Annotated in this window: 17 protein-coding genes and 21 pseudogenes; 1 reads left to right on the top strand and 37 read right to left on the bottom strand. The window is 71.6% G+C overall.

Annotation, left to right across the window (positions count from 1 at the left end):
• From FF86_RS23605 to FF86_RS23580, 8 genes and pseudogenes are all read right to left on the bottom strand, one after another.
• Positions 1-199 (bottom strand): annotated as a pseudogene (locus FF86_RS23605) (helix-turn-helix domain-containing protein); the annotation flags it as partial.
• A gap of 83 nt (positions 200-282) precedes the next feature.
• Positions 283-1,077 (bottom strand): annotated as a pseudogene (locus tag FF86_RS56170) (sulfatase-like hydrolase/transferase); the annotation flags it as partial.
• Positions 1,078-1,096: 19 nt separating this feature from the next.
• Positions 1,097-1,956, bottom strand: an 860-nt coding sequence (locus tag FF86_RS56165; protein ID WP_242419384.1) for an alkaline phosphatase family protein, incomplete at its 3' end; no start/stop codon positions are given.
• Positions 1,957-2,335: 379 nt separating this feature from the next.
• Positions 2,336-2,971, bottom strand: a complete 636-nt coding sequence (locus FF86_RS33625; protein ID WP_255355890.1) for a cytochrome c oxidase assembly protein — start codon at positions 2,969-2,971, stop codon at positions 2,336-2,338.
• Positions 2,953-3,060, bottom strand: a pseudogene (locus FF86_RS67910) (cytochrome c oxidase assembly protein); the annotation flags it as partial. The gene FF86_RS33625 and the pseudogene FF86_RS67910, both read right to left, overlap by 19 nt.
• Positions 3,061-3,087: 27 nt before the next feature.
• Entirely contained in the window at positions 3,088-4,239 is a 1,152-nt protein-coding gene (locus FF86_RS23590; protein WP_044886531.1) for an esterase family protein, read from the bottom strand.
• 235 nt (positions 4,240-4,474) lie between these two features.
• A complete protein-coding gene (locus FF86_RS23585; RefSeq protein WP_044886530.1) occupies positions 4,475-5,317 on the bottom strand; it encodes a polysaccharide deacetylase family protein in 843 nt (280 codons plus the stop codon).
• A gap of 141 nt (positions 5,318-5,458) precedes the next feature.
• Positions 5,459-6,355: a polysaccharide deacetylase family protein gene (locus tag FF86_RS23580; protein WP_242419372.1), complete on the bottom strand. Its 897-nt coding sequence runs from the start codon at positions 6,353-6,355 to the stop codon at positions 5,459-5,461.
• A 204-nt stretch (positions 6,356-6,559) separates the two neighbouring features.
• Between FF86_RS23580 and FF86_RS23575 the strand changes: the two genes are divergently transcribed.
• Positions 6,560-6,805 carry a hypothetical protein gene (locus FF86_RS23575; protein ID WP_044886528.1) on the top strand — a complete coding sequence of 82 codons (246 nt, stop codon included), beginning with the start codon at positions 6,560-6,562 and terminating at the stop codon, positions 6,803-6,805.
• A 402-nt stretch (positions 6,806-7,207) separates the two neighbouring features.
• Here the strand turns inward: FF86_RS23575 and FF86_RS23570 are convergent, their stop codons facing one another.
• The 29 genes and pseudogenes from FF86_RS23570 to FF86_RS56060 all read right to left on the bottom strand — a co-directional run.
• Positions 7,208-8,122 (bottom strand): enoyl-CoA hydratase, encoded by a 915-nt coding sequence (locus tag FF86_RS23570; RefSeq protein WP_242419371.1) that lies wholly within the window; start codon positions 8,120-8,122, stop codon positions 7,208-7,210.
• A pseudogene (locus FF86_RS56160) lies at positions 8,115-8,533 on the bottom strand (NAD-binding protein); the annotation flags it as partial. The gene FF86_RS23570 and the pseudogene FF86_RS56160, both read right to left, overlap by 8 nt.
• 1 nt (position 8,534) lies before the next feature.
• Positions 8,535-8,730, bottom strand: a pseudogene (locus tag FF86_RS56155) (NAD(P)-binding domain-containing protein); the annotation flags it as partial.
• 1 nt (position 8,731) lies between these two features.
• The coding region (locus FF86_RS56150) for an NAD(P)-binding domain-containing protein (protein ID WP_396230041.1) at positions 8,732-9,065 on the bottom strand (334 nt) is incomplete at its 3' end.
• A 37-nt stretch (positions 9,066-9,102) separates the two neighbouring features.
• Positions 9,103-9,973, bottom strand: a pseudogene (locus FF86_RS23560) (3-hydroxyisobutyryl-CoA hydrolase); the annotation flags it as partial.
• A 1-nt stretch (position 9,974) separates the two neighbouring features.
• Positions 9,975-10,174 (bottom strand): enoyl-CoA hydratase/isomerase family protein (locus FF86_RS56145; protein WP_242419370.1); only part of this gene is annotated, 200 nt, incomplete at its 3' end.
• Positions 10,171-10,693: pseudogene (locus FF86_RS56140) on the bottom strand (acyl-CoA dehydrogenase family protein); the annotation flags it as partial. The pseudogene FF86_RS56140 and the gene FF86_RS56145, both read right to left, overlap by 4 nt.
• 1 nt (position 10,694) lies before the next feature.
• Positions 10,695-11,239 (bottom strand): annotated as a pseudogene (locus FF86_RS56135) (acyl-CoA dehydrogenase family protein); the annotation flags it as partial.
• Position 11,240: 1 nt separating this feature from the next.
• Positions 11,241-11,310, bottom strand: a 70-nt coding sequence (locus FF86_RS63005) for a hypothetical protein (protein WP_255355897.1), incomplete at its 3' end; no start/stop codon positions are given.
• A gap of 11 nt (positions 11,311-11,321) precedes the next feature.
• Positions 11,322-11,503 (bottom strand): annotated as a pseudogene (locus FF86_RS56130) (methylmalonate-semialdehyde dehydrogenase (CoA acylating)); the annotation flags it as partial.
• 1 nt (position 11,504) lies between these two features.
• A pseudogene (locus FF86_RS56125) lies at positions 11,505-11,718 on the bottom strand (aldehyde dehydrogenase family protein); the annotation flags it as partial.
• 1 nt (position 11,719) lies between these two features.
• On the bottom strand, positions 11,720-12,821 hold a 1,102-nt coding region (gene mmsA / locus FF86_RS23550; protein WP_396230040.1), incomplete at its 3' end, for a CoA-acylating methylmalonate-semialdehyde dehydrogenase.
• 127 nt (positions 12,822-12,948) lie between these two features.
• Positions 12,949-14,829 (bottom strand): acyclic terpene utilization AtuA family protein (locus FF86_RS23545; RefSeq protein WP_242419368.1); only part of this gene is annotated, 1,881 nt, incomplete at its 3' end.
• Positions 14,829-15,596 carry an enoyl-CoA hydratase/isomerase family protein gene (locus FF86_RS23540; RefSeq protein ID WP_044886525.1) on the bottom strand — a complete coding sequence of 256 codons (768 nt, stop codon included), beginning with the start codon at positions 15,594-15,596 and terminating at the stop codon, positions 14,829-14,831. The genes FF86_RS23540 and FF86_RS23545, both read right to left, overlap by 1 nt.
• Positions 15,593-17,188 (bottom strand): annotated as a pseudogene (locus FF86_RS23535) (biotin/lipoyl-containing protein); the annotation flags it as partial. The pseudogene FF86_RS23535 and the gene FF86_RS23540, both read right to left, overlap by 4 nt.
• 1 nt (position 17,189) lies before the next feature.
• Positions 17,190-17,288: pseudogene (locus FF86_RS56120) on the bottom strand (hypothetical protein); the annotation flags it as partial.
• Between the two features lies 1 nt (position 17,289).
• A partial coding sequence (locus FF86_RS56115) for a biotin carboxylase N-terminal domain-containing protein (protein ID WP_304438180.1) occupies positions 17,290-17,608 on the bottom strand: 319 nt, incomplete at its 3' end.
• A 68-nt stretch (positions 17,609-17,676) separates the two neighbouring features.
• A pseudogene (locus FF86_RS56110) lies at positions 17,677-18,499 on the bottom strand (carboxyl transferase domain-containing protein); the annotation flags it as partial.
• Between the two features lies 1 nt (position 18,500).
• Positions 18,501-18,578: pseudogene (locus tag FF86_RS56105) on the bottom strand (hypothetical protein); the annotation flags it as partial.
• 1 nt (position 18,579) lies between these two features.
• A pseudogene (locus FF86_RS56100) lies at positions 18,580-18,663 on the bottom strand (hypothetical protein); the annotation flags it as partial.
• Position 18,664: 1 nt separating this feature from the next.
• Positions 18,665-19,344: carboxyl transferase domain-containing protein (locus FF86_RS56095; protein ID WP_304438179.1), on the bottom strand; the 680-nt coding region annotated here is incomplete at its 3' end.
• Between the two features lie 105 nt (positions 19,345-19,449).
• Positions 19,450-20,264: pseudogene (locus tag FF86_RS23525) on the bottom strand (acyl-CoA dehydrogenase family protein); the annotation flags it as partial.
• Between the two features lies 1 nt (position 20,265).
• Positions 20,266-20,604, bottom strand: a 339-nt coding sequence (locus FF86_RS56090) for an acyl-CoA dehydrogenase family protein (protein WP_396230039.1), incomplete at its 3' end; no start/stop codon positions are given.
• 69 nt (positions 20,605-20,673) lie between these two features.
• Positions 20,674-21,557, bottom strand: a pseudogene (locus tag FF86_RS56085) (3-hydroxyacyl-CoA dehydrogenase family protein); the annotation flags it as partial.
• A gap of 1 nt (position 21,558) precedes the next feature.
• A pseudogene (locus tag FF86_RS56080) lies at positions 21,559-22,071 on the bottom strand (3-hydroxyacyl-CoA dehydrogenase family protein); the annotation flags it as partial.
• A 91-nt stretch (positions 22,072-22,162) separates the two neighbouring features.
• Positions 22,163-22,386, bottom strand: a pseudogene (locus tag FF86_RS56075) (aldehyde dehydrogenase family protein); the annotation flags it as partial.
• Position 22,387: 1 nt separating this feature from the next.
• Positions 22,388-22,527, bottom strand: a pseudogene (locus FF86_RS56070) (aldehyde dehydrogenase family protein); the annotation flags it as partial.
• A gap of 1 nt (position 22,528) precedes the next feature.
• Positions 22,529-23,297, bottom strand: a pseudogene (locus tag FF86_RS56065) (aldehyde dehydrogenase family protein); the annotation flags it as partial.
• Between the two features lies 1 nt (position 23,298).
• Positions 23,299-23,677: aldehyde dehydrogenase family protein (locus FF86_RS56060; protein ID WP_255355888.1), on the bottom strand; the 379-nt coding region annotated here is incomplete at its 3' end.
• Between the last annotated feature and the right edge of the window lie 28 nt (positions 23,678-23,705).

The following is a 23,705-nucleotide window of genomic DNA, read 5'->3' as shown; positions in this document are numbered from 1 at the left end:
GCAGCGTCTCACCCGAGACACCCAGCCGTGCCGCGATCACCTCGACAGGATCAACCTCGCCGGTCGAGGTGTCCAACGCGAGCAGCACCTGCGCCCGCCTGATCATCGAGGCCGGATGCACACCCGTGGTGGTGACCCGAACCAACGCTTCACGATCGGCCGCGGTCAAGGTGACCGGCCGCTTCTTCTGTGACGGCATGACTTGTCCTGACCGGCAGAGGGGACGAGGAAGATCTGCCAACACCAGCCTGCCACACCCCAGAACTAAACAGCGACGGTCTACTAGTGGGTGGCCGGCGCGACGTTCAGGGTTCGGGTGTGCTCGGTGCGGACGGCGCTCAGCTCGTTCGGGTTGAGCCCGAGCAGCGTGAGAATGGTCGGGGCGATCGAGGTGGTCTCGACCGGAGCCGGGTCGATCCGACCCGCGTGGGCGCCGGCACCGGAGACGACGAGCGGGACGTTGCGGTCCTGCGGGTCGGCGCCGCCGTGCTCGGCGATCTTGCTCGTGCCGCCGGTGTAGACCACGCCGTGCGCGACGATGCCGACGACATCGGGATGGCGGGCGTCACTCGCCGGGACACCGAAGAAGCGGGCGGCGCCGGCGCCGGCGTACGCCGTGGTGAGCCCGGAGGCGGGCAGCGTGCGGCTGGCGCCGCTGATCGTGTTGCCGGTGGCGTCGTGGGAGAGCAGGAAGGCCCGGGCGAAGTCGGCGGCGGCCTGCGACCGGTCGCTCAGCCACAGCTGCAGGATGTCGTCGTCCGTGGAGAAGGCGACCAGGTCGGCCGCGCCGGGGTGCGCCGTCGCCCAGGCCGCGTTCAGCGCCTTGCTGACGGCGCCGTCGTCGATGCGGGTCAGCGCGTTCGGGTCCGTCGGCGACTGGCCGTGCTTGGCCGACAGGATGATCGCGGTGCTGTCCGCCTGACCGGTCTGCCTCAGTTCGGCGACCAGGGCGCCGACCTGGTGGTCGACGAAGTCGAGTGCGCGGGCCAGCAGCGGCCCCGGCTCGGTGCCGCCCGGCAGGTAGCCGCCGGTCAGCCCGTCCGAGCTGGGCAGCTTCTGCGCGGTGGAGACCGACTGNAAGTTCAGTCCGAAGATNGCCGGGGTCGGGACCCGGTGGGTGCGGCCGTGGTCGTATCCGTCGATCTCGTTGCGGACCGCGGTCACCTTGTACGCGTCGTACTGCTGGGTGGCCGCGTTGTCCTTCGTCCAGTCGCCGCCGGGGTAGCCGAGGGCGGTGCTGTTGATCTCAGGGGTGAACAGGTCCTGGACGCCGGTGCCCGACGGGCCGTTGAGGATCTCGTAGGCGGGGTGCTTGTCCGACCAGGCGGTGCCCAGCCCGTGGGCGCGTGCCACCTCGAAGACGGTGTTCGCCGTGAGGTAGGAGTGCGGGTAGACCGGCTTGCAGGTCTTCGGGTCGACCGGCAGCGTCTTCGGGTCAAGCAGCGACTGGGGCGACCCGGTCAGGGACAGGATGCTGCCGGGCAGCCCGGCGAGACCCTGCCCCGCGTCGAGGGAGCTCTGGTCGCGGTCGGCGGCCTCGGTGAACGCGACCTCGGCGCCCGGCTTCACCCCGGCGCAGGACGTCGTGCCGGCGGGCAGCAGGCTGTGGTTGAAGGTGTCGTCGTAGTAGATGCCCGTGGTCGCCGGACTGCCGCCCGTCACCTGGGCGATCAGCCCGGGGAACGAGTCGGACGGCACCGGGGTCGACGCGTGGGTGTACGAGACACCGGCGCCGACCAGCCCGGCCAGCGCCGAACCCGGATGCGTACGGACGTACGCACTGAGATCCGCCTGGTGAAGTCCGTCCACGGACAGCAGCAGGACGTGCCGGGCCGGGGACCGGGTGTGCTCGGGTGACCCGGCCACCGCGGGCGTGGCGGCCGAGACCGCCACCACTCCGGACAGGGCCAGTGCGGACAGGGCCAGTGCGGACAGGGCCGGCCCGGACGCCGCCATCCCGACTGCCCGTCGGGTGGGAGAACGGAACACGAATTCCTCCTCGAACGCACCGGACCATACCGGCGCGCTCCGTATTGCTAGCCCGCCCGGATGGCCGATCGTCAACGCCCGAGAAAATCCCCGGGTAAGAAATCCCGTGCAATACGCGGAATTTCCCTCCGACCCTCATCCGTCGCCCAAGAACTGGCTGTCCGGGGTTCTTCACATGGTCCTCACATCAGGCGTCCTGTACAGCGGTCGGCGCCCGGCGGACGAAGCAGACCCGCGCATCCGCCAGCCAGGTCATGAGGTCGCCAGGGGTCGGGCCGAGCTCTCGTCCACGATCGGCGGGGCGGGCCGGGGGTCGCGACGACACGGAAAGGTGCGGCCCGATCGCTCACCGGGGCGGGCGGGGATCCGTCTCCCACCATGGCCGCATGCGCGTCGCGCCCCCTTCGGCCTCGTCCAGCAACCGGTCCGCCTCGCGGGCCTCCCGCTCGTCCACCCGCATCCAGCGCACCATCAGCACGGCGACGAAAGGCAGGTCCGCCACCTCGCCGACACTCCACAGGATCGCACCAGCCGTGTGCTGATCGGTCAGCGGCGACGGCCCCCAGGAACGATGCAGAGCAAGGTAGCGGACAGGCGCCAGGAGGTGGGTGCGAAACGTCAGCACTCCGCCCGGAAGGCTGTCCAGCAACAGCGCCAGGAAACCGATGAAAAGCGCGGCTGCCGCGGCGATCCCGGTCACCTGTGCCGATCCTTCGATCAGCGGCACCGCGACGAGAAAACCCAGCGCCAGCAGTGCGACCTGCAGAGCGTGATAGATCGGCTCGCTTCGCAAGCTCGCTCCGGAGATCCCGGTGAACACGACGAGGGGGGTGACGACCGGCACCAGCAGAGCGCCGACAATCGGGCTGACCGCGCCGCGTAGCAGTCGCACCCGGGTGAGTCGGCCCCCGATCCGGCGCAATCGATCCGGCGCAATCGATCCGACGCGACAGACCGGACCAGTTCGACGGGCCGACCACACGCCAGGAGCACGGGTGTGATCATGAAAAGGCCGAGCACCTGGACGATGTACGCCGAGAACAAGGCGTGGGCAGCGGTGGGGCGCGGCACNGCTGCCCGTCTGNCCCGGCCGCCCCGCTACGTGGTTCTGCCGGCGCGGGGATGATTCCGGCGAACGAGCGCGTGCGGGAAAGGCCGCGGGCCGCTGGCAGTGGACGTCGCGAGGGCGGGGGTGGTACCGCTCAGTGGTACCGCCCACTGCAGACTGTCGCGGAGGGCCGGTCGCCACACGCTGAAGTCGTGACTCCCCGGCCGCAGCCGCAGGACGACGTCGAAACCCGGGCGCCGCGACAGCGTCGCCGCCATGTTCCGAGTGTCCGACAGCGCCTCGCGATCACTGCGCCCGCTGTCCATCCAGACCCGCATCGGCGGGTACGGCGGCAGGGTCGGCGCGTAGAGCGCCGGGGTGTTGGACGCGGCGACGAGCGCAAGATCGGGCCGGTTCCCGAACAGGCCGGCCATCCCTCCGTCGTGCGTGGGCTTGTCCATCCCGGACATGTCCACGATCGTCGCGACGAGATCACGGTGGCGCAGCCCGAGGTTCAGCGCACAGTAGCCGCCCGCGGACATCCCGGCGAAGATCCGGTCGGCCCGGTCCGGGATCGCGCGCAGGCGGGCGTCGACCGTGGGGATGACGTCGTCGACCAGATAGGTCTCGATGTGCTCACTGGGCCGGTCGACGCACTCGCTGTCATCGAGCCAGCCGTGGCTCAGCCGGGGGGCGACGAAGATCGCGGGCCGACCCTCACCGGCGAGCAACGCGCCGATCTCCGCCGCCCGGTTCGCCCGGTACCAGTCGACCGGGGCGCCCGGCGAACCGTGCATCAGGTAGACCACCGGGAAGCGGGCCTGCGGCTCGGTGAAGTACTGCGGAGGCAGGTAGACCATCGCCTCCCGGACACCGAAACCGCTACGGACCCCGGTGACCGGCAGATCGATGACCGACCCGTTCGGGTGCGGCCGCGGCGGTGCCGGCGTCGCGGCCTCGCGCACCGACGCCGTCGGCCACGACCGAATGCCGATGACGTCGTCGACCCGGGGCAGGTAGCTGTAATGGGCGTTGACCAGATCCGCCACCGTCGCCAGCGTCAGCACCACCGACAACCCCGCCATCGCCGCCGTCACCAGCCGGCCCCGCCGGGCCAGCAGCACGCAGCCCGCCCAGGACAGCAGCGCAAGCGCGGCCAACGACAGGATGAACCACTTCCCGATGACGACCAGCGATCCCAACGTCCACCCCTACCCGGCAAGGAGACACTCGTGCATGGACTCCTCGGCAGGTGCTGTGTCTGCGCCCGTTCCCCGGACAGTCCCGCCAAGAGCAGATTCTGCTGTAAAACGTCCACGGAGGGGCCGTTTGATCCGGATCACGGTATCGGGTGTCCGACCCCCGACCTGACGCGCACGACCCCAAAAAGACGATCATGATGGCCCNCCGGAACAGAGGACGGCGGCGGGAGACCCGTCAGGTGAGCAGGTCGTGGACTGCCACCGGGGTAAGGCCGGCCGTGTGGAGGTTCGCGACGATACGGGGAAACGCGGCGACGGTGCCCGGGTAGCCGAAATGCATGCTCACGATGGAGCCCGGTCGGGTGCCGGCCCGTACCCGTGCGACGACGGCGTCGGTTCCCGGGGAGGTGTAGTCCAGCGGGTCGACGTCGAAGTCGACGACCGTGCGGTACCCGGCGGCGCCGGCCTCGGTGAGGATCAACGGGGTGGCGGTGCTCGTGCCGGAGGGTCGGAAGTAGCGGCCCTGGGTCGGCGCGAGGCGAGCCAGTACGTCCCGGCAGCCCGTGATCTCGGCGGCGACCTGGTCGGCCGGGAGCGCGGTCAGTGTCGGGTGGGTGTAGGTGTGATTGGCCAGTTCGTTGCCGCCCCCCAGGATGGCCGGGACGAGATCCTGGTGCTCGTCCAGCCATCGTCCGACGGCGAACACCGTGATCGGCACGGCGAGTCGGGTGGCGTCGGCGAGGAGCTGATGGGCCAGGGAGAGGTCCTGGCCGGTCTGGTGCGGGCCGAGGTGGAAGGTGAGGGCGACCCGGGGTCGATCCCGCGGTCCGTTCGTCACCGCCACCGCGCTGCCCCCCGGGACCAGCCCCGGGCCGCTGGGATCCGCAGCCGCCGCGGTCGCGGCCGACGCGGTCGCGGCCGACGTGCCGCCGGCGGCCGTGACGGATGGCGACGGCGACGGCCCGGCGGGGGTGGATCCGTCGGCGGCGCAGGCCGCCAACCCCGTGGCCGCGACCACCGCGCCGGCCCCGGCGAGGAAGCGACGGCGCGAGGAATCAGGGAAGACCGACTCGGGCATGAGCGCAGGCTACCCGGCACGGCATGACGGCTGGCAACGCTCCATCCGCATGAGGACGAGGACGGGGCCGGGGGCTGGCGGCCGGAGCTCGCCGGCCGGGAGTCCGCCGGCCGGGGGCGGTGTGCGGTGTGCGGTGTGCGGTCAGCCGACGGCCCGGGACGTGCCGAACATGGTGTCCAGGGTGACCGGCTCGAGCTGACGCTGCTCGATCAACTGCTCGATCTGGTCGAACAGGCCGAGGATGGTCTGGTGGTTGGCGTGACCGAGCATGATCGTTCCTGGCTGGAGGTACTGCTGGGCGAGCCCGATGAGCTGTTGTGGGGTGAGCAGGGTCGAGTCGCCGAAGCTGCCGTCCCACAGCAGGATCCGGGTGTACCCCAGTTCGCCGGCGAGCCCGTCGACGTGGTGGTTGTGGGCGCCGTAGGGCGGGCGGAACCAGGGCCGGCTGGTGATCCCGAAGGTCTGCTGGATCCACTGTTCGTTCTTCTCGATGTCGGCGCGGATCGCGGCGTCCGTCTCGTGCAGCAGGTTCTTGTGGGTCCAGGTGTGATTGCCGATCTGCAGCTGGCCGGTCTCGACCAACGGGCGCAGGGCCTCGGCGTGACGATCCCAGATCGCCCGGTAGGCGCCGTTCGGCGAGAACGTGATGGGGATCTTCGAGCGCTGGGCGAACGCCACGTAACCGGCGACCGTCGTGGCGTCATAGCCGTCGTCGATCGTCAGGGCGATTCTCCGGGTCCGGCCGGGCGCATGGGAGACGACGACCGGAGGGCCCGGATGCGGAGAGGGAATCGGCGCGGACAACGGCAGGGGGCCTTCGTCGGCTCCGGGGACCGCCGCGGTGGGCGCCGTGGACGTGGCGGGCGCCGTGGACGTGGTGGACGCCGTGGACGTGGTGGGCGCCGTGGGCGTGGTGGGCGCCGTGGGCGTGGTGGACGCGGTGCCGGGATCATGGGTCGCAGCGCCCTGGGGCGCGCTATCGGCCGAGCATCCGAGGAGGGCCTGCGCCGCACCGATGCTCAGGAGCGACAGAAGCACTCTTCGGTCCATAGCCCGACATTCTACGAATCATGATCGTGGCGAGGCTCACGACATACCGCACCATCGACCGGCGAGAGTGATGAATCTTCGCCAAAACCGCCATCTGCCCGGGTAGTCACAGACCAGAATCCGCTTGGACCGAAAAAGCTCCGGCGACCCGGGGGCGGCTTCGCCGGGTCGCCGGGACCGGCGTCGACCGGCATGGCGCAGCGGCGGGGGTTCCGGGAGTACCTGACCGGGCTGCTCGCCCCGCGGGACCGGAACAAGACGCTGACCTGCCTGCCTGCCTGCCTGCCTGGCGGGCTGGCGGGCTGGCGCCGGGCCGGTCGCCCCCGTCGCTGGCGCGCATTCGTGGCCGATATCCTGGCCGGGCTCTACCCACCGGCTGTTCGCGAGCGAGGGGGCGCGGACATCAATCGCGAGGTGTCCGCCTCCGTAGTCGCGTGACAGCCGTCGGTACGGTGGTGCGCCGCTTCCACACGTTCACTCCGCGAGCACGCGTTCGAGTTCGTCCCGACTGCCGGCGAGGGCGACGACACCGGCATCATCGGTTGCGGCCCAGACGAGATGGCCGCCGAGTTCGTACTGCGCGAGCCGCACGTGCCCGTGCCGATGCGCCGGCGCAACCGGTGCGTGGGGGGGAAACCGCGGGCCACCACTCATTCCATCCNCCTCCGCTGCCGCCGACGGCGCCAGGACCACCGCCGGTGAAGACCAACACTCATTGGCTACCGAGTTCAGGATATAGAGAAGCCGGGTTCGTATCGACCGCGGCAGGTCCGGATGGTCGAATGCCGTGGCGAGGGCGTGTGCCAGCACACAGCCAAGCCCATCGGAAACGGGAATGTGTCAGACGTCACGGAAGATCGGTGGTCGCTTCTCGACGAACGCGGCCATACCCTCCTTCTGGTCGGCGGTCGCGAAGGTGGAATGGAACAGGCGGCGCTCGAACAGAACGCCCTCGGTGAGCGTCGTCTCGAAGGCGCGGTCGACCGCCTCCGTGACCATCACCGCCGCCGGCGTCGACATTCCGGCGATCTTCTCGGCCACCCCCAGGGCCTCGTCCACCAGGTCCGCGGCAGGAACTATCCGCGAGACGAGCCCGGCGCGCTCGGCCTCGTCGGCGCCCATCGTGCGGCCGGTCAGACACAGGTCCATCGCCTTCGCCTTGCCCACCGCGCGGGTCAGCCGCTGCGAGCCGCCCATGCCGGGAATCACCCCGAGCGTGATTTCCGGCTGGCCGAACTTCGCGGTGTCCGCGGCGAGCAGCACGTCGCACATCATCGCCAGTTCGCAGCCGCCGCCCAGCGCGTACCCGGCGACCGCGGCGATCAGCGGAGTACGCACCCGAGTCAGCGCGTCCCAGCCCGCGAACCAGTCCGCCGCGTAGACGTCGCTGAAGCTCTTCGGCTGCATCTCCTTGATGTCCGCCCCGGCGGCGAACGCCTTCGCCGAGCCGGTGAGGACGATCGCCCCGACCGACGGGTCACGGTCCAGCTCCGCCGCGGCCGCGGTGACCTCCCCCATCACCTGGAGGTTGAGGGCGTTCAGCGCCTTCGGCCGGTTCAGAGTGATCCGGGCGACGCCGGGACGTGGTCGATCGACGAGGATGGTCTCGTAACCGGTGCTCTCGGGCACGCCGGTGGTTACAGCCACGCCGGTGGTTACAGCCACGCCGGTGGTCGCAGCCACCCCGGTGGTCGCAGCAGCCACGCCGGTGGTGGCAACGTCGACGGGTCCAGCGGTGCCGTTCGCGTCATTCATGCGCGGTTTCCTCGTCGTGGCGGGCGCCCACGGCGCCGTCGCGGATGGCGGTGATGACGGCCGAGAAGTCCCGGCCCGGACCGTCCACGCGGACGAAGTCCGCGTAGATCTCGGCGGCGGTGCGCCCCAGCACCGTCCGCACCCCTTCGGCATCGGCGGCCGACCGGGCGAGCCGGAGATCCTTGAGCATCAGACCGGAGGCGAAGCCGCCGCGGTAGGCCCGGTTGGCGGGGCTGGTCGGCACCGGCCCGGGGACGGGACAGTTGGTCGTCAGGGCCCAGCACTGCCCGGACGCGGTGGACGCGACGTCGAACAGGGCCTGGTCGGTGAGGCCGAGGCGTTGGCCGAGCGCGAACGCCTCGCTCACCGCGATCATCGAGATGCCGAGAATCATGTTGTTGCAGATCTTGGNGGCCTGCCCGGCCCCGGACGCTCCGCAGTGGATCGCCCGTGCACCCAGCGCGCGCAGCAGCGGCTCGGCCGAGGCGACGGACGCCGGGTCCCCCCCGACCATGAACGTCAGGGTCGCCGCTTCGGCGCCGACCACGCCGCCGGAGACCGGCGCGTCGATGGCGCGGCAGTCCGCCTCGATCACCAGGGCGGCGGCGNCCCGCGCGGCGGCGACGTCGATGGTGGAGCAGTCGATGAACAGGGTTCCCGGCCCGACCGCGGGGAGGATGTCCCGGTAGCAGTCCAGGACGTGGCGGCCGCTGGGCAGCATGGTGATGACGATGTCGGCGCCCCGGGCGGCGTCGGCCGCACTCGCGGCGGTGCCGACGGAGGCGCTCTCGGCCCGCGCGACCGCCGCCGGCACCGGGTCGAACCCGGTCACCGACGCACCGGCCCGCACGAGGTTCACCGCCATCGGCCGGCCCATGTTGCCCAGGCCGAGAAAGGCGATTCGCCGATCGGCGAGTTCCATGACTGTGGCCTCCTCGTCGATCTCACCAATGTTCACCGGTGCGTTCCCCCCTCGGTGNGGCCAAGCCCGAGCTCGGGTCCAGCAGGCGGCGCGAAGAAGTCGGCGACGAGGTCGTCGCCGACGTCCGCCAGCCGCTGCGGGGTCCAGTGCGGGTTGCGGTCCTTGTCGATGATCTGCGCCCGGATGCCCTCCGCCAGGTCGGGCGAATGCAGGCAGGCGCTGGAAACCCGGAACTCCTGGTCGAGCGCCGCCTCGAGGGTCGGCAGCCGGGCGGCGAGCCGCAGCGCGCGCAGGGTCACCTTGAGCGCGGTCGGGGACTTGCTCCCGATCTCCTTGGCCGCGGACCTGGCCTCCTGCCCCTGCTCACCGAGCCGAGCCAGGATCTCCTCGACCGTCGACGCGCCGTAGCAGGCGTCGATCCACCCCGCCTGGGCGGCAAGATCGCTCGCTGGGGCGGGTTCGGCGAACGCCGCCACCACATCCGCCGGATGCTCGCCAGCCCGCCCGTCGCCATCCCGCCCGTCGCCATCCCGCCCGCTGCGGCCCAGCGCCTCGGCCAGGGCGTCGAGCCGGTGGCTGGGCACGAAATGGTCGGCGAGCCCGCAGTGGATCACGTCGGCGCCGGTGAGCTGGGTGGTCGTGAGCGCGGCGTGGGTGCCCAGTTCACCCGGCGCCCGGGACAGCAGGTAGGTGCCGCCGACGTCCGGGACGAACCCGATACCGACCTCGGGCATGGCGATGCGGGAACGTTCCGTCACGACGCGCAGCGCGCCATGCGCGGAAATTCCGACCCCGCCGCCCATCACCAGCCCGTCCATGAACGCCACATACGGTTTCGGATACCGGTGGATACGCGCGTTGAGCCGGTATTCCTCGGCCCAGAAGTCCAGCGAACCGGTGCCCCCGGAACGGGCATCATCGTAGATCGCNCGAATGTCGCCTCCGGCGCACAGTCCCCGGTCCCCGGCGCCCTCGATCAACACAGCGCGGATCCGCTCGTCATGCTCCCAGCGGTCGAGCACGTCCGCGATGGTCCGCACCATGCCATGAGTCAGCGCGTTGATGGCGCGCGGCCGGTTCAGCGTTATCCGGCCCAGGCCACCCTGAACCGCGACCAGCACATCGGTCATGGCGCCGCCGCCAGCATCGAACGGGACACGATGACCCGCATGATCTCGTTCGTTCCTTCCAGGATCTGGTGGACCCGCAGATCGCGGACGATCTTCTCCAGGCCGTACTCGCTCAGATAGCCGTAGCCGCCGTGCAGTTGCAGGGCCTGGTTCGCGACCTCGAATCCGGTGTCGGTCGCGAAGCGTTTCGCCATCGCGCACAGCGGGGTGGCGTCACGCTCACCGGCGTCCAGCGCGGCCGCGGCGCGCCACAGCAGGGTGCGCGCGGCCTCCAAGCCGGTGCGCATGTCCGCCAGCCGGAAGCGCAACGCCTGGGCGTCGGCGAGCTTCGCGCCGAACGCCTCCCGCTCCAGCAGGTGCCGCACCGCCTTGCCCAACGCGGCCTGCGCCCCGCCGAGCGAACACGCCGAGATGTTCAGCCGCCCCCCGTCCAGCGCGGACATCGCGACGGCGAACCCGCCGCCCTCGGGACCGAGCCGGTCGCCGGCCGGGACCCGCGCGCCGTCGAGGATGACCTGGNGGGTCGGCTGGGCATTCCAGCCCATCTTCGTCTCGTTGGGGCCGAAGGACATTCCTGGGTTCGCCCGGTCGACGACGAACGCCGATATCCCTTTCGGACCGGGACCGCCCGTGCGGGCGAGCACCACGTAGATGTCGGCAGCTCCGGCGCCGGAGATGAACTGCTTGACCCCGTCGAGGATGTAGGAGTCGCCCTCGCGCCGGGCCCGCGTCGACAGGGCGGCGGCGTCGGAGCCCGCTCCCGGTTCGGTCAGGCAGTAGCTGGCCAGGTGCTCCATGGAACACAGTGCCGGGACGAAACGGGCTCGCTGCCCCGCGTCGCCGTACCGGTCGATCATCGCGGTGACCATGTTGTGGATGGAGAGATAGGCGGCGATCGACGGGCACCCCGTCGCCAGCGCCTCGAAGATCACCGCGGAGTCGAGCCGACCGAGTCCGCTGCCGCCCACGTCCTCGGCGACACAGATCCCGCCCATGCCAAGCTGCGCGGCCTTGCGGAGCACGTCGACGGGAAAGTGCTTGGTCTGGTCCCAGCGCAGCGCGTTCNGTTCGAGATGTTCGGCGGCGAACGCGGCCGCGGTGTCGCGCAGCGCGTGCTGTTCGGCGGTGAGAATCATCGGGTGAGCCGTCAGTTCATCGTCGGGATGACGAAGCTGGCGCCCTCTTTGGTCCCACCGGGCCAGCGCGAGGTGACGGTCTTGGTTCGCGTGTAGAAACGAATCGAATCGGGACCGTGCTGGTTGAGATCCCCGAAACCGGACCGCTTCCAGCCGCCAAAGGTGTGATAGGCGATCGGGACCGGGATCGGCANGTTCACCCCGACCATCCCGGTGTTGACGCGGCTGGTGAAATCGCGGGCGGTGTCACCGTCCCGGGTGAAGATGGCGACCCCGTTGCCGTACTCGTGTTCGCTCGGCAGCCGCAACGCCTCGGCGTAGTCCCGGGCACGGACCACCGTGAGCACCGGGCCGAAGATCTCCTCCCGATAGATCCGCATGTCCGGGGTGACATGGTCGAACAGCGTGNCGCCGAGGAAGAAGCCGCCCTCATGGCCGGCAACGACGTGTTCGCGACCGTCGACGACCAGGTCCGCGCCCTCCTCGACGCCGCTGCGGACATAGTCGCGCACCCGCTGGACGGCGGCCGCGGTGATCAGGGGGCCGAAGTCGACTCCTGCGTCGTCCGAGGCGCCGACCTTCAGGGCGCGCACCCGCGCGGCGAGCCGTTCGACGAGCGCGTCCGCCGTGGCCGCCCCGACCGGGACCGCCACCGAGATGGCCATGCACCGCTCCCCCGCAGACCCGTAACCGGCTCCGACGAGGGCGTCGACGACCTGGTCGAGGTCGGCGTCCGGCATCACGATCATGTGGTTCTTCGCGCCACCGAAGCACTGCGCGCGCTTGCCGTGCGCCGCCGCCGTGGCGTAGATGTACTCGGCGATCGCCGACGAACCGACGAACCCGATCGCCTGGATCCGCGGGTCGGTCAGCAGCGCGTCCACGGCCACCTTGTCGCCGTTCACCACGTTGAGCACCCCCGGGGGCAGGCCGGCGTCGACAAAGAGCTCCGCCAGCCGCAGCGGCACCGACGGGTCACGCTCGGACGGCTTGAGCACGAACGCATTGCCGCAGGCGATGGCCGGGGCGGCCTTCCACAACGGGATCATCGCCGGGAAGTTGAACGGGGTGATCCCGGCGACCACGCCGAGCGGTTGGCGCATCGAGTAGACGTCGATCCCGGTGCCCGCGCTCGCGGAGAAATCGCCCTTCAGCAGGTGCGGAATGCCGATCGCGAACTCGACCACCTCCAGCCCCCGCTCGATGTCGCCGACCGCGTCGGCGATCGTCTTACCGTGTTCGGACGACAGCAGCCGGGCCAGGCTCTCGCGCTCGGCGCGGACCAGTTCCACAAAACGCATCAGCACCCGCGCCCGGCGCTGCGGATTCCACCGCGCCCACTCGAGCTGTGCCGCGGCTGCATCGGTGATGACGGCGTCGACCTCGGCCTGCGACGCCAGTGGGACGCGGGCCTGGACCCGGCCGGTGTTCGGATCGAACACGTCGCCGAACCGGCCGGATGTTCCGGGCAGCAGCTTGCCGGCCACAAAATGATGCAACTCGTTCACGATGTCAGCCACCTGATTCCCTACGGGAGGACCGCTTGACGAACAGAGCCCCGTCACGTGCGCGAGACGGGACATGGATGGGATCCACGAGCTCGACGGGTACCTCGACATGGCGCGAACGCACGTACTNGGCAAGCCCCTTCGCCTGCGGGTCGGGACGGGTCGCCGAGGCGACCCCCTCGCCGAGCAGGCCGACGACGACGAAGTTCACCGCCCGCAGGTTCGCGAGCTCGTAGCGGCGGACGTCCAGCCCCCGGGCTTCCGGCACCAGCTCGGCGAAGCGCCGCACGGTCAGCTCGGCGGCGAGCCAGGCGTAGGTCGCGGCGTCGCGGGCCCAGACGCCGACGTTGGCGTTGCCGCCCTTGTCCCCGGAGCGGGCGCCCACCAGCAGACCCAGCGGGATCCGTACCGTGCCACCCGGAGCACTCAGGACCGGCGGAGCGTTCGGGACCGGCGGAGCGTTCGGGGACGGCGGAGCACTCGGGGACGGCGGAGCACTCGGGGACGGCGTCGCCGGCGATGTCCGCGCAGAAGGCGCCGCGGTGGCCGGGGCCAGCGGGCTGTGCGGGATGGCGATCCCGCGGCCATCGTCGAGGACGACGCGATGCTCCACCGCGTCCCGCCCGACGAGCGTCGGCCAGTACACGCCGTACGCGCTCTCGGCGGTCGGTGGGGTCGTCGTGTGGAAGCCGGCGTACCCGCCCAGGGCCAGTGCCATCGTCGCGTCCGAAAACGCTCGGCCCACCCGCTTCGGATCACGATCCTTCACCGTGATCCGCAGGTGCGCCGTCGCCAGGGCGTTGTCGTCGGCGTCGGGATGGTCGAACCGCAGCAGGCGCACGTCGACGGCGTCGAACGCGTTCTCGCCGCCGAGCAGGTCGAACAGCTCCCGGCGGGCCCAGGCGGCCTTCGCCTCGATGTCGAGACCGGTCAGGACCAGCGTCATCGTGTTGCGGTAGCCGCCCAGGTAGTTCATCGCGACCTTCAACGTGCCCGGCGGCGGGCTTCCCCGGGTGCCGGAGATCCGCACCCGGTGCGGCCCCTCCTGGGTCAGGCCCACCGTGTCGAAGTGCGCGACCACGTCAGGGTTCGGGTAGGCAGGCTCGGCGATCTCGTAGAGCAGTTGCGCGGTGACCGTTCCGACGGACACCAGTCCGCCGGTGTCGGCGTGCTTGGTGATGACGCTCGAGCCGTCGGCGGCGACCTCGGCGATCGGGAACCCCGGATACCGCCGATCGGTGACCTCCGAGCCGAACGCGTAGTTCCCGCCGCAGGCCTGCGGCCCGCACTCGATGACGTGGCCGGCCGCCACCGCGCCGGCGAGCCGGTCCCAGTCGGTGCGCGCCCAGCCGTGCCACCAGGCCGCCGGGCCGACGACGAGGGACGCGTCGGTCACCCGCGGAGTGACGACGACGTCCGCTCCCGCCGCCAGCGCGGCGGCGATGCCCCAGCCGCCGAGGTAGGCGTTCGCGGTCACCGGTTCGACCCCGCTCGCGGCCAGCTCGGCGAACGGGCGCCCGGTGTCCAGGTGCGTGAAGGACTCGCCGGCCGCCCGTAACGGCCCGATCCGGTCCGTCAGGTCGTCTCCGGTGACATGGGCGACCCGAGGCGACAGGCCGAGCCCGGCGGCGACCTTGGTGACCTGTTCGGCCAGGCCCGCGGGGTTGAGGCCGCCCGCGTTGACGACGATGCGGATCCCCCGGTCCAGGCACGTGCCGAGCACCTGTTCGAGCTGGACGAGGAACGTCCGCGCGTAGCCCGCACCGGGATCCCGTCGGCGGGCCTTCCACAGGATCAGCATCGTCAGCTCGGCGAGATAGTCGCCGGTGAGCACGTCGATCGGGCCGCCGTCGACCATGAGCCGCGCGGCGTCGATCCGGTCGCCGTAGAAACCCGAGCAGTTCGCGATGCGGACCGGACGCCGGACCGGACGGGCGTCCGGTCCGTCCACGCCAGGGTGCTGGTCGGCGCCAGGGTGCTGGTCGGCGCCAGGGTGCTGGTCGGCGGCCATCAGCGCCCGCTCCAGACCGGTCGGCGCTTCTCGCTGAACGCCCGCGGCCCCTCCTGGGCGTCGGCGCTGAGGTACACCGGCTCCCAGATCCGCTCCGCCTCGCGGTACGCCTCGGACAGGGGAAGCTGGGCGAGCAGACCGACGGTGCGCTTCGCGGCCCGCACCGACAGCGGCGCGTTGGCCGCGATCGTCGCGGCGAGTTCCCGCGCCCGACCGGCGAGGTCGGTTCCCGGGACGACCTCGTTGACGAGGCCGAGCTCGTAGGCGCGCCGGGCGGCCATCGGCTCGCCGGTGAGCAGCATCTGCATCGCGATCCGGGGCGGCAGCAGGTAGGGCAGCGGCGCGGCCCAGGGCGCCCCGCGGCCGACCTTGACCTCGGTGATCGCGAATCTGGCGTGCTCGGCGGCGACGACCAGGTCGCAGCACTGCGTCAGGAGGAATCCGCCGGCATAGGCGACGCCGTTGACGGCGGCGACGACGGGCTTGTCGACCTCGATGTTCCGGCCGGGTTGGGGCACGTAGTCCAGTGGCGGCACCCCAAGCGCCTGGGTCGCCATCTCCTTCAGATCGCCCCCGGCGCAGAAGGCCCGATCGCCCACGGCGGTGAGCACGAGAACGGACGCGTCCCCGTCCGCGTTGAACCTGGCGAAACCGTCCCACAGGCCCCGGCGGACCTCGGCGGACAGCGTGTTGCGGGCCTCCGGCCGGTCGATGGTCAGCCACGCGACCCGGTCGTCCCGCCGGTAGGTGACCGCGGGCGAGGTCATCGCGCCGGCCCCGGTGTGATGACGGCGAGGACGTGCCCGCCGTCGACGGTCTGGCCGGGACGCACGTCCAGCTCGTGCAGGACGCCGTCGTGCGGCGCGGTCACCGCGTGTTCCATCTTCATCGCCTCCAGAACGAGCACGACCTCTCCGGCGGTCACGGCCGCACCCCGCTCGACGGCGACCCGGACCACCGTTCCCGGCATCGGAGCGGTCAGCGATCCCGCCGCGGCGCTCGCGCCCGGCTCGACGAACCGGGGCGTCTCCCGGGCCACCGTCGACCCGCCGCGACCGTCCAGGTAGACCTCCGGCCCGACGCGGTGGACCCGGACCGTCGAACGAACGTCGTCCACGGTCAGATCGGCCTGTTCGCCGTCGAGGCGGTGCACCACCACGTCCCGGTCCCGGCCGTCGACGGTGACGTCGACGCGGTCCGCGCGCCAGCGGTACGTCACCTCCACCTCGCGCCCGGAGGCACCGAGCCCGGACGATCCCGGGCCGGACAGCGCGAAGACGGCACGCTGCGGGGAGGTCGGGACGTTGCGCCAGCCGGGCGGCGCGGTCGGGAGGATCCCGGTCGCCCGGCGCTCGGCCGCGGCGGTGAGCGCGGCCGCCACCAGGTGCGTCGCGAGGACGTCGGCGGACGTCGCGGGCGAGCCCATCGCGACCGCGTCGTGCCGGTCGAGATAACCGGTGTCGATGTCGCCGGAGCGGAACTCCTCGTCGCGCAGAACGGCGACCAGCAGCTCCCGGTTGGTGGTCACCCCGTGCACGCGGGTGCCGGCCAGCGCGCGGGCGAGTCGACGGATCGCCTCGTCACGCGTCGCGCCGTGCGCGATGACCTTGGCGAGCATCGGGTCGTAGTGGACGCCGACGACCGACCCGTCCGCGACTCCGCTGTCGACGCGAACGCCGTCGAACGTGGGCACGTCGAAACGGTGGATCGTCCCGGTCGCGGGGAGGAACCCGGCGGGCACGTCCTCGGCGTACAGGCGGGCCTCGACGGCATGGCCGGTGATGCGGGCGTGGCGCAGCTCGGCCGGCAGCGGCGCGCCCTGCGCCACCAGCAGCTGCGCCCGGACGAGGTCGAGCCCGGTCACCTGCTCGGTCACCGGGTGCTCGACCTGCAGCCGGGTGTTCACCTCGAGGAAGAAGAACCGGCCGGTGCGGTCGAGCACGAACTCGACGGTCCCGGCGCCGACGTAGCCGATCGCCGCGGCGGCCGCGACGGCGGCGGAGCCGAGGCGTTCCCGCAGGTGCTCGTCGACCGCGACGGACGGCGCCTCCTCGATGATCTTCTGGTAGCGCCGCTGGATCGAGCACTCCCGTTCGAACAGGTGCACGACGTCGCCGTGAGTGTCGGCGAAGACCTGCACCTCGACGTGGCGGGGACGCCAGACGTAGTGCTCCAGGAACACCGTGCCGTCGCCGAACGCCGAGGCCGCCTCGCGCCGTGCACCCGCCACGGCGTCCGCGAGCGCCCCGAGGTCGTGCACGATGCGCATCCCGCGCCCACCCCCGCCGTAGACGGCCTTGACCAGCACGGGGAAGTCCAGCTCAGCCGCGGCCTTCAGCAGCCGGTCTGGCTCGGCGAGNAGCTCGTCGTCGACGATCAGACCGGGTAGGACCGGCACGCCGGCCGCGCCCATCAGTTCCTTCGCCCGGGTCTTCGACCCCATGGCCTCGATGGCCTCCNGGGGCGGTCCGACGAACACGATCCCCGCCTGGGCGCACGCCCGCGCGAAGTCGGCGTTCTCGGACAGGAAGCCGTAGCCGGGATGGACGGCGTCGGCCCCCACCCGCAGCGCGGCGTCGATCACCAGATCGGCACGCAGATACGTCTCGGCCGGCGTCGCCCCGGGCAGCCGGACGGCCTCGTCGGCCGCGGCGACGAACGGGGCGCCCGCGTCGGGGTCGGAGAAGACCGCGACCGTGGCGATGTCCATCTCGTGCGCGGTCCGGATGATCCGGACCGCGATCTCGCCCCGGTTCGCGACCAGCAGTTTTGTGATCACTCGCCCCCCTGGGGTCGCTCGGCTCTGGGCTGTCACCGGGCTCTGGGCTGTCACCGGGCGCACGGGGCTCACATCCGGAAGACGCCGTAGCCACGGCGTCCCTCGATCGGGCCCGAGTGCGCGGCGGACAGGGCGATGCCGAGCACGGTGCGGGTGTCGCGCGGGTCGAGGACGCCGTCGTCGTAGAGCTTTCCGCTCAGGAAGAAGGCATGCGACTCCTCGCCGATCTGGCGTTCGATCTCCCCGCGGCGCTGGTCGTCGGCCGCGGTGTCGAACGGTCGGCCGGCGGCCTCGGCGGCGGCCCGGCCCACGATCGACAGCACCCCGGCGAGCTGGGCGGCGCCCATGACGGCGAGCTTGGCGCCCACCCAGGCGAACATCAGCCGTGGGTCGTAGGCGCGCCCCGACATGCCGTAGTTGCCCGCGCCGAACGACGCCGCCATGTTGACGGTCAGGTGCGGCACGGCGCTGTTCGTCACCGCGTTGATCATCTTGGCGCCGTCCTTGATGATGCCGCCCTGCTCGTAGGCCGCACCCACCATGAAGCCCGTGGTGTTCTGCAGGAAGATCAGCGGCGTGTCCACCTGGTTGGCGAGCTGGATGAACTCGGCGCCCTTCTTCGCCTCCGCGCTGAACAGCACGCCGTTGGCGTTGGCGAGGACCCCGACCGGAAAGCCGTGGATCGATGCCCAGCCGGTGACCAGGCTGGTGCCGTAGTCGGGCTTGTACTCACCGAACCGCGAGCCGTCGACGACCCGGGCGAGCACCTCGCGCGGGTCGAACGGCACCCGGATGTCCGCCGGCGCGATCCCCAGCAGCTCGTCGGCGTCGTACACGGGCGGGTCGGCGGGCAGGCTCGGCCCGGGTCCGCGCTTACGCCAGTTGATCTCGNACAGGATCCGCCGGCCGATTCGGATCGCGTCGGGCTCGTCGACCGCGAAGTAGTCCGCGACTCCGGAGACCCGCGCGTNCATCGCCGCGCCGCCGAGATCCTCGTCGTCGGACTCCTCGCCGGTCGCCATCTTGACCAGCGGTGGCCCGCCGAGGAACACCTTNGCCTGCCGGTCCACCAGCACCGCGTGGTCGCACATGCCCGGCACGTACGCCCCGCCCGCGGTGGAGTTGCCGAAGACCAGGGCGATGGTGGGGATGCCGTCGGCCGACAGGGCGGACAGGTCGTGGAAGATCTTCCCGGCCTGGACGAACAGGTCGGACTGGTTGGGCAGGTCGGCACCGCCGGACTCGACGAGGTTCACGACCGGCAGCCGGTTGCGCCTGGCGATGTCGAGGGCACGCAGCGTCTTGCGCAGCGAGTACGGGTTCATCGTGCCGCCGCGGACCGTCGGGTCGTGCCCGATGACGACGACCTCGACCCCGGACACCACCCCGATGCCGGTGACGACGCTCGCGCCGACAGCGAACTCCGTTCCCCAGGCCGCGAGCGGGGACAGTTCGAGGAACGCCGAGTCCCGGTCGAGCAGCAGCTCGACGCGTTCGCGCACCAGCAACCGGCCGCGTCGGCGGTGACGGTCGCGGTAGTGCTCGCCGCCGCCGGCCCGCGCGATCTCGAGCTGCTCTTCGAGCTGCGCGAGGTTCGCGAGCTGGGCGGCACGGTTCGTGCAATACAACTCGGAGGCGGTGTCCAGGCGGGACCGCAGGACGGTGCCCTCGGCCGCCCGCGCCCGCGCCGCCGGCCCGCCCGGCGCGGGCGCCCATCTCGTGGCGGAATACGTCATCGCTGTCTCCTCAGTGGGGCCGGAACTCCTCGTTGGGGCCGGAGCTCCTCGTTGGGGCCGGAACTCCTCGTTGGGGCCGGAACTCCTCGTTGGGGCCGGAGCTCCTCAATAGGACCGGGGAAGGCCGAGGGTGTGCTGCGCGACGTAGTTGAGGATCATCTCCCGGTTGACCGGGGCGATCCGCAGCGTGCGCACCATCCCCCACAGCGGCACCAGGCCGTACTCGACGGCCATCCCGTTGCCGCCGTGGGTCTGGATCGCCTGGTCCACCGCCGCGAGGGCGGCCTCCGCGGCGGCGTACTTCGCCATGTTCGACGGCTCCCCGGCGGGCAGTCCGTGGTCATGCGACCACGCGGCCTTCTGCGTCATCAGCGCGGCGAGCGACGTCTCGATCCTCGCCTTCGCCAGCGGGTGGGAGACGCCCTGATGGGCGCCGATCGGGACGTCCCACACCTGCCGGTGACGCGCGTAGTCGGCGGCCTTTCCCAGCGCGTACCGGGCGATGCCGACGCAGATCGCGGCGCCGGTGATCCGTTCGGGGTTCAGGCCGTGGAACACCTGCCGGAAGCCGTCGCCCTCGACGCCGATCAGCGCGTCCGCCGGCACCCGGACGTCGTCGAAGAACAGCGTGAACTGCTGTTCGGGCATCTGTGCGGCGACCGGCAGCGGGTGGGCGACCAGGCCCGGCGTGTCGGTCGGCACGACGAACAGCGACAGCCGCGCCCGCCCGGTGGCCTCGTCCACGCCGGTCCGGGCGACGACGAGGACGGCCGCGGCCTCGTCGAAGCCGGAGATGTAGTACTTCTGCCCGGTCAGCACCCAGTCGTCGCCGTCGCGGACCGCCTTCGTCGCCAGCCGGTGGGTGTTCGACCCGGCGCCCGGCTCGGTGATCGCGAACACCACCTTGTGGCTGCCGTCGGNGAGGCCGGGCAGCCACCGCAGCTTCTGCTCCGCGCTGCCGAAACGGGAGATGACCTCGCCGGAGATCGCGGCGGAGACCACCAGGAGCAGCAGCGGGCAGCCCGCCGCGGCGGTCTCCTCGCAGACCGCCGCGAGCTCCACGATGCCGCCGCCACCGCCGCCGTAGGCCTCGGGGAGGTTCACCCCGAGGAAACCGGCCTGCGCGAGCGCCGCCCACACCTCGCTGGTCGGCCTGCGCGCGTGCGACCGCTCGGTGTAGTAGGCACCGCCGAACGGCTTCGCGATCGCGGCGACCGTCTCCCGCAGAGCCGCGAGCTCCGCGTCCTCACCGAAGTCCACAACGCTCACCGAAGTCCACAACGCCTCCCAGCGATTGATCGTCTGTCGAACCGGATCCGGGCCGCGCCGCTACGCATACAGCGAGCCGGTGACCGCCCGGCTCACCAGCGAGCCGGGCGGAGCGAAGCGGGCGCCGTAGCGGTCGGCCAGCTCGCGGGCCCGGGCCACGAAGCCCGCCGGGCCCCTGCCGTGCTCGTCGGCGTACTGGTTGATGTACTGGAACACCCCGCCCGTCCAGGGTGGGAAGCCGATGCCGAGCAACGAGCCCACGTTCGCGTCGGGCACCGACCCGACGACGCCCTCGTCCATCGCGTGAACGGCCTCGATCGACTCGGCGAACAGCAGCCGGTCGGCAAGGTCGGCGGGGTCGGCGGGGTCGGCGGGGTCGGCGGGCGAGCTGCCGCGGCCCGGCGTGCCGAACGCCGCCCGCAGGCCCGGCCACAGGCCGCCGCGCCGGCCGGTGTCGTCGTACTCGTAGAAGCCGGCGCCGCCGGACCGCCCCGGCCGGCCGAACTCGTCGATCATCCGGTCGACGACCGCGTCCGCGGGATGGCCCCGCCAGACATCACCGACGGCCTCCGCCGCCGCCTGCGCCTCCTGCCGGATCTTTCGCGGCAGGGTCAGCGTCAGCTCGTCGAGAAGCGCGAGCGGTCCGGCCGGGTAGCCGGCCCGCAACGCCGCCGCCTCGACAGCGGCCGGGTCGATGCCGTCCCCGACCGCCGCGATCGCCTCGTTGAGGAAGGCGATGATGACGCGGCTCGTGAAGAACCCGCGGCCGTCGTTCACGACGATCGGCGTCTTGCCGAGCTGCCGGACGACGTCGAACGCCTTCGCGAGCGTGGCGTCCGACGTGCTCCGGCCCCGGATGATCTCGACGAGTGGCATCCGGTCGACCGGAGAGAAGAAGTGGAGGCCGAGGAAGTCCTCGGACCGCCGGACCCCCTCGGCCAGCANGGCGATGGGCAGCGTCGAGGTGTTCGAACCGAGCACCGCGGCCGGGTCGACGATCTCCTCGATCTCCCCGAAGACCTTGTGCTTCAGCTCGACGCTTTCGAAGACGGCCTCGACGACGACGTCCACCCCGGCGAAGTCGGCGGGGTCGGCGGTCGGGTGGATCCGGTCGAGCAACGCCGCCGACGCCCCCGGCGAGGTGCGGCCCCGGGCCAGCGCCTTCGCCTCCAGCCGCTCGGCGTGGGCCTTGCCCCGCCGCGCCGCGGCGAGGCTGATGTCCTTGAGCACCACCTCGATGCCGGCCTGCGCGGCCACGTAGGCGATGCCCGCGCCCATCATCCCGGCCCCGAGAACACCGAGCCTGGTGGCCTGGAACCGGTCGAACCCGGGCGGGCGGCTGCCGCCGGCCCGGACGTGTCGCAGGTCGAGGAACGACCGGATCTGGTTGCGCACGACCGGAACGGTCGTCGGATCGACGACGCCGGCGGTGCTGACGTGCTCCATCGTTGATCCGTCCCTGTCTGTCGAGGGTCAGCAGGTCTGCCGAGGGTCAGCAGGTCTACCGAGGGTCAGCAGGTCTGCCGAGGGCCAGCAGGTCTGCCGAGGGTCAGCGGGTCGGCGGCGTTCCCAGCACCAGGGCGAAGGCCGCCCGGTCCGCCAGCCCGCCGGAGCGGGCGAGCGAGATGAACTTCTGCTCGGTGTAGGCGTCGAGCGCGTCGGGGCCGCCCTCGCGTCCCAGTCCGCTCTGCTTGAATCCGCCGAACGGGTAGGCCGGGTGGATGACGTGCCAGTCGTTGACGTACACCATGCCGGCGTCGAGCCGGCGGGCCANGGCCAGAGCGCGTTGCTCATCCCGGCCCCACACGCCGGCCGAAAGTCCGTAGTCGGTGTCGTTGGCGATGGCGACCGCCTCGTCGACGGAGTCGTACGTCAGCACGGTGAGAACCGGGCCGAAGACCTCTTCGCGGGCGANCCGGGCATCGTTCGTGACATCGGTGACGACGGTGGGTTCGACCCAGTTCCCCGTCTCGAACCCCGGCCCCTGTGGGGCGCCACCGCCCAGGGCGATGGTGGCGCCGTCGGCGCGGGCCGACTCCAGGTAGCCCAGGATCCGGTCCCGCTGTCCGGCGCTGATCACCGGGCCGACGTCGGTCGCCGGATCCAGCGGATCACCGAGCTTGAGGGTCTTCGCCCGCTCCACCAGCCGGGAGACGACCTCGTCCTTCAGCACGCCCGGAACGAGCAGCCTGGTGCCCGCCTCGCAGGCCTGCCCGTTGTTGGCCAGGGCCGCGAACAGCGCCCCGTCGACGGCCAGCGGCAGGTCCGCGTCCTCGAGGATGATGTTCGGCCCCTTGCCACCCAGCTCCAGCGTCACCCGCTTCACCGTGTCGGCGGACGCGCCCAGGATCGCCTTGCCGACCTCGGTCGAGCCGGTGAAGGCCACCTTGCGGACGTCGGGATGGCCGCTGAGGTGGGCGCCGACCGGATCGCCGTCACCCGTGACGACGTTGAGCACCCCCGGAGGCAGACCGGCCGCCTCGAACTCCCTGGCGAGTTCGAGGGCCAGCAGCGGCGCGTGCTCGTCGGGCTTGAGCACGACGGTGTTCCCGGCGGCGAGCGCCGGGGCGACCTTCCAGATGATCACGAGAAGGGGGATGTTCCAGGGCACGATCGCGGCCACCACGCCCAGCGGCTCCCGGCGCAGTACTCCCGCGGCCGGAATCGGACCGATCTCGGGTCCGNCCTTCTCGAACTCGTAGGACTTCGCGAGATCGGCGAGGTAATGGAGCTGACCGATCGACAGGCCGAGATGCAGGGCACCGGTGACGCGGATCGTCGCGCCGTTCTCCCGGCTCTGCAGGGCCGCAAGCTCGGGCAGGCGCTGCTCGAGACGACCGGCGACCGCGTGCAGCAACGCCGAGCGCTCCTGCGGCGCGGTGTGCCGCCACACGCCCGCCTCGTGCGCGGCCCTGGCCGCGTCGACCGCACGGTCGACGTGCTCGGCCCCGCCCTTCGCGACGGTCGCCACGAGTTCGTCCGTCGCGGGGCTTCTGATCTCGTACCGCTCGGTGGAATCGAGCCATTCCCCGCCGATGAATAACGGGTAATGCGGTGCGGACACGTTCTCCTCCTTCTCGAAAGGCGGTGGG

The sequence above is a fragment of the Frankia sp. CpI1-P genome, assembly GCF_001421075.1.
Lineage (GTDB): Bacteria > Actinomycetota > Actinomycetes > Frankiales > Frankiaceae > Frankia > Frankia torreyi.
Note: the sequence above shows the minus strand (reverse complement) of the source record. Positions and strands in the feature narration are given on the sequence as shown.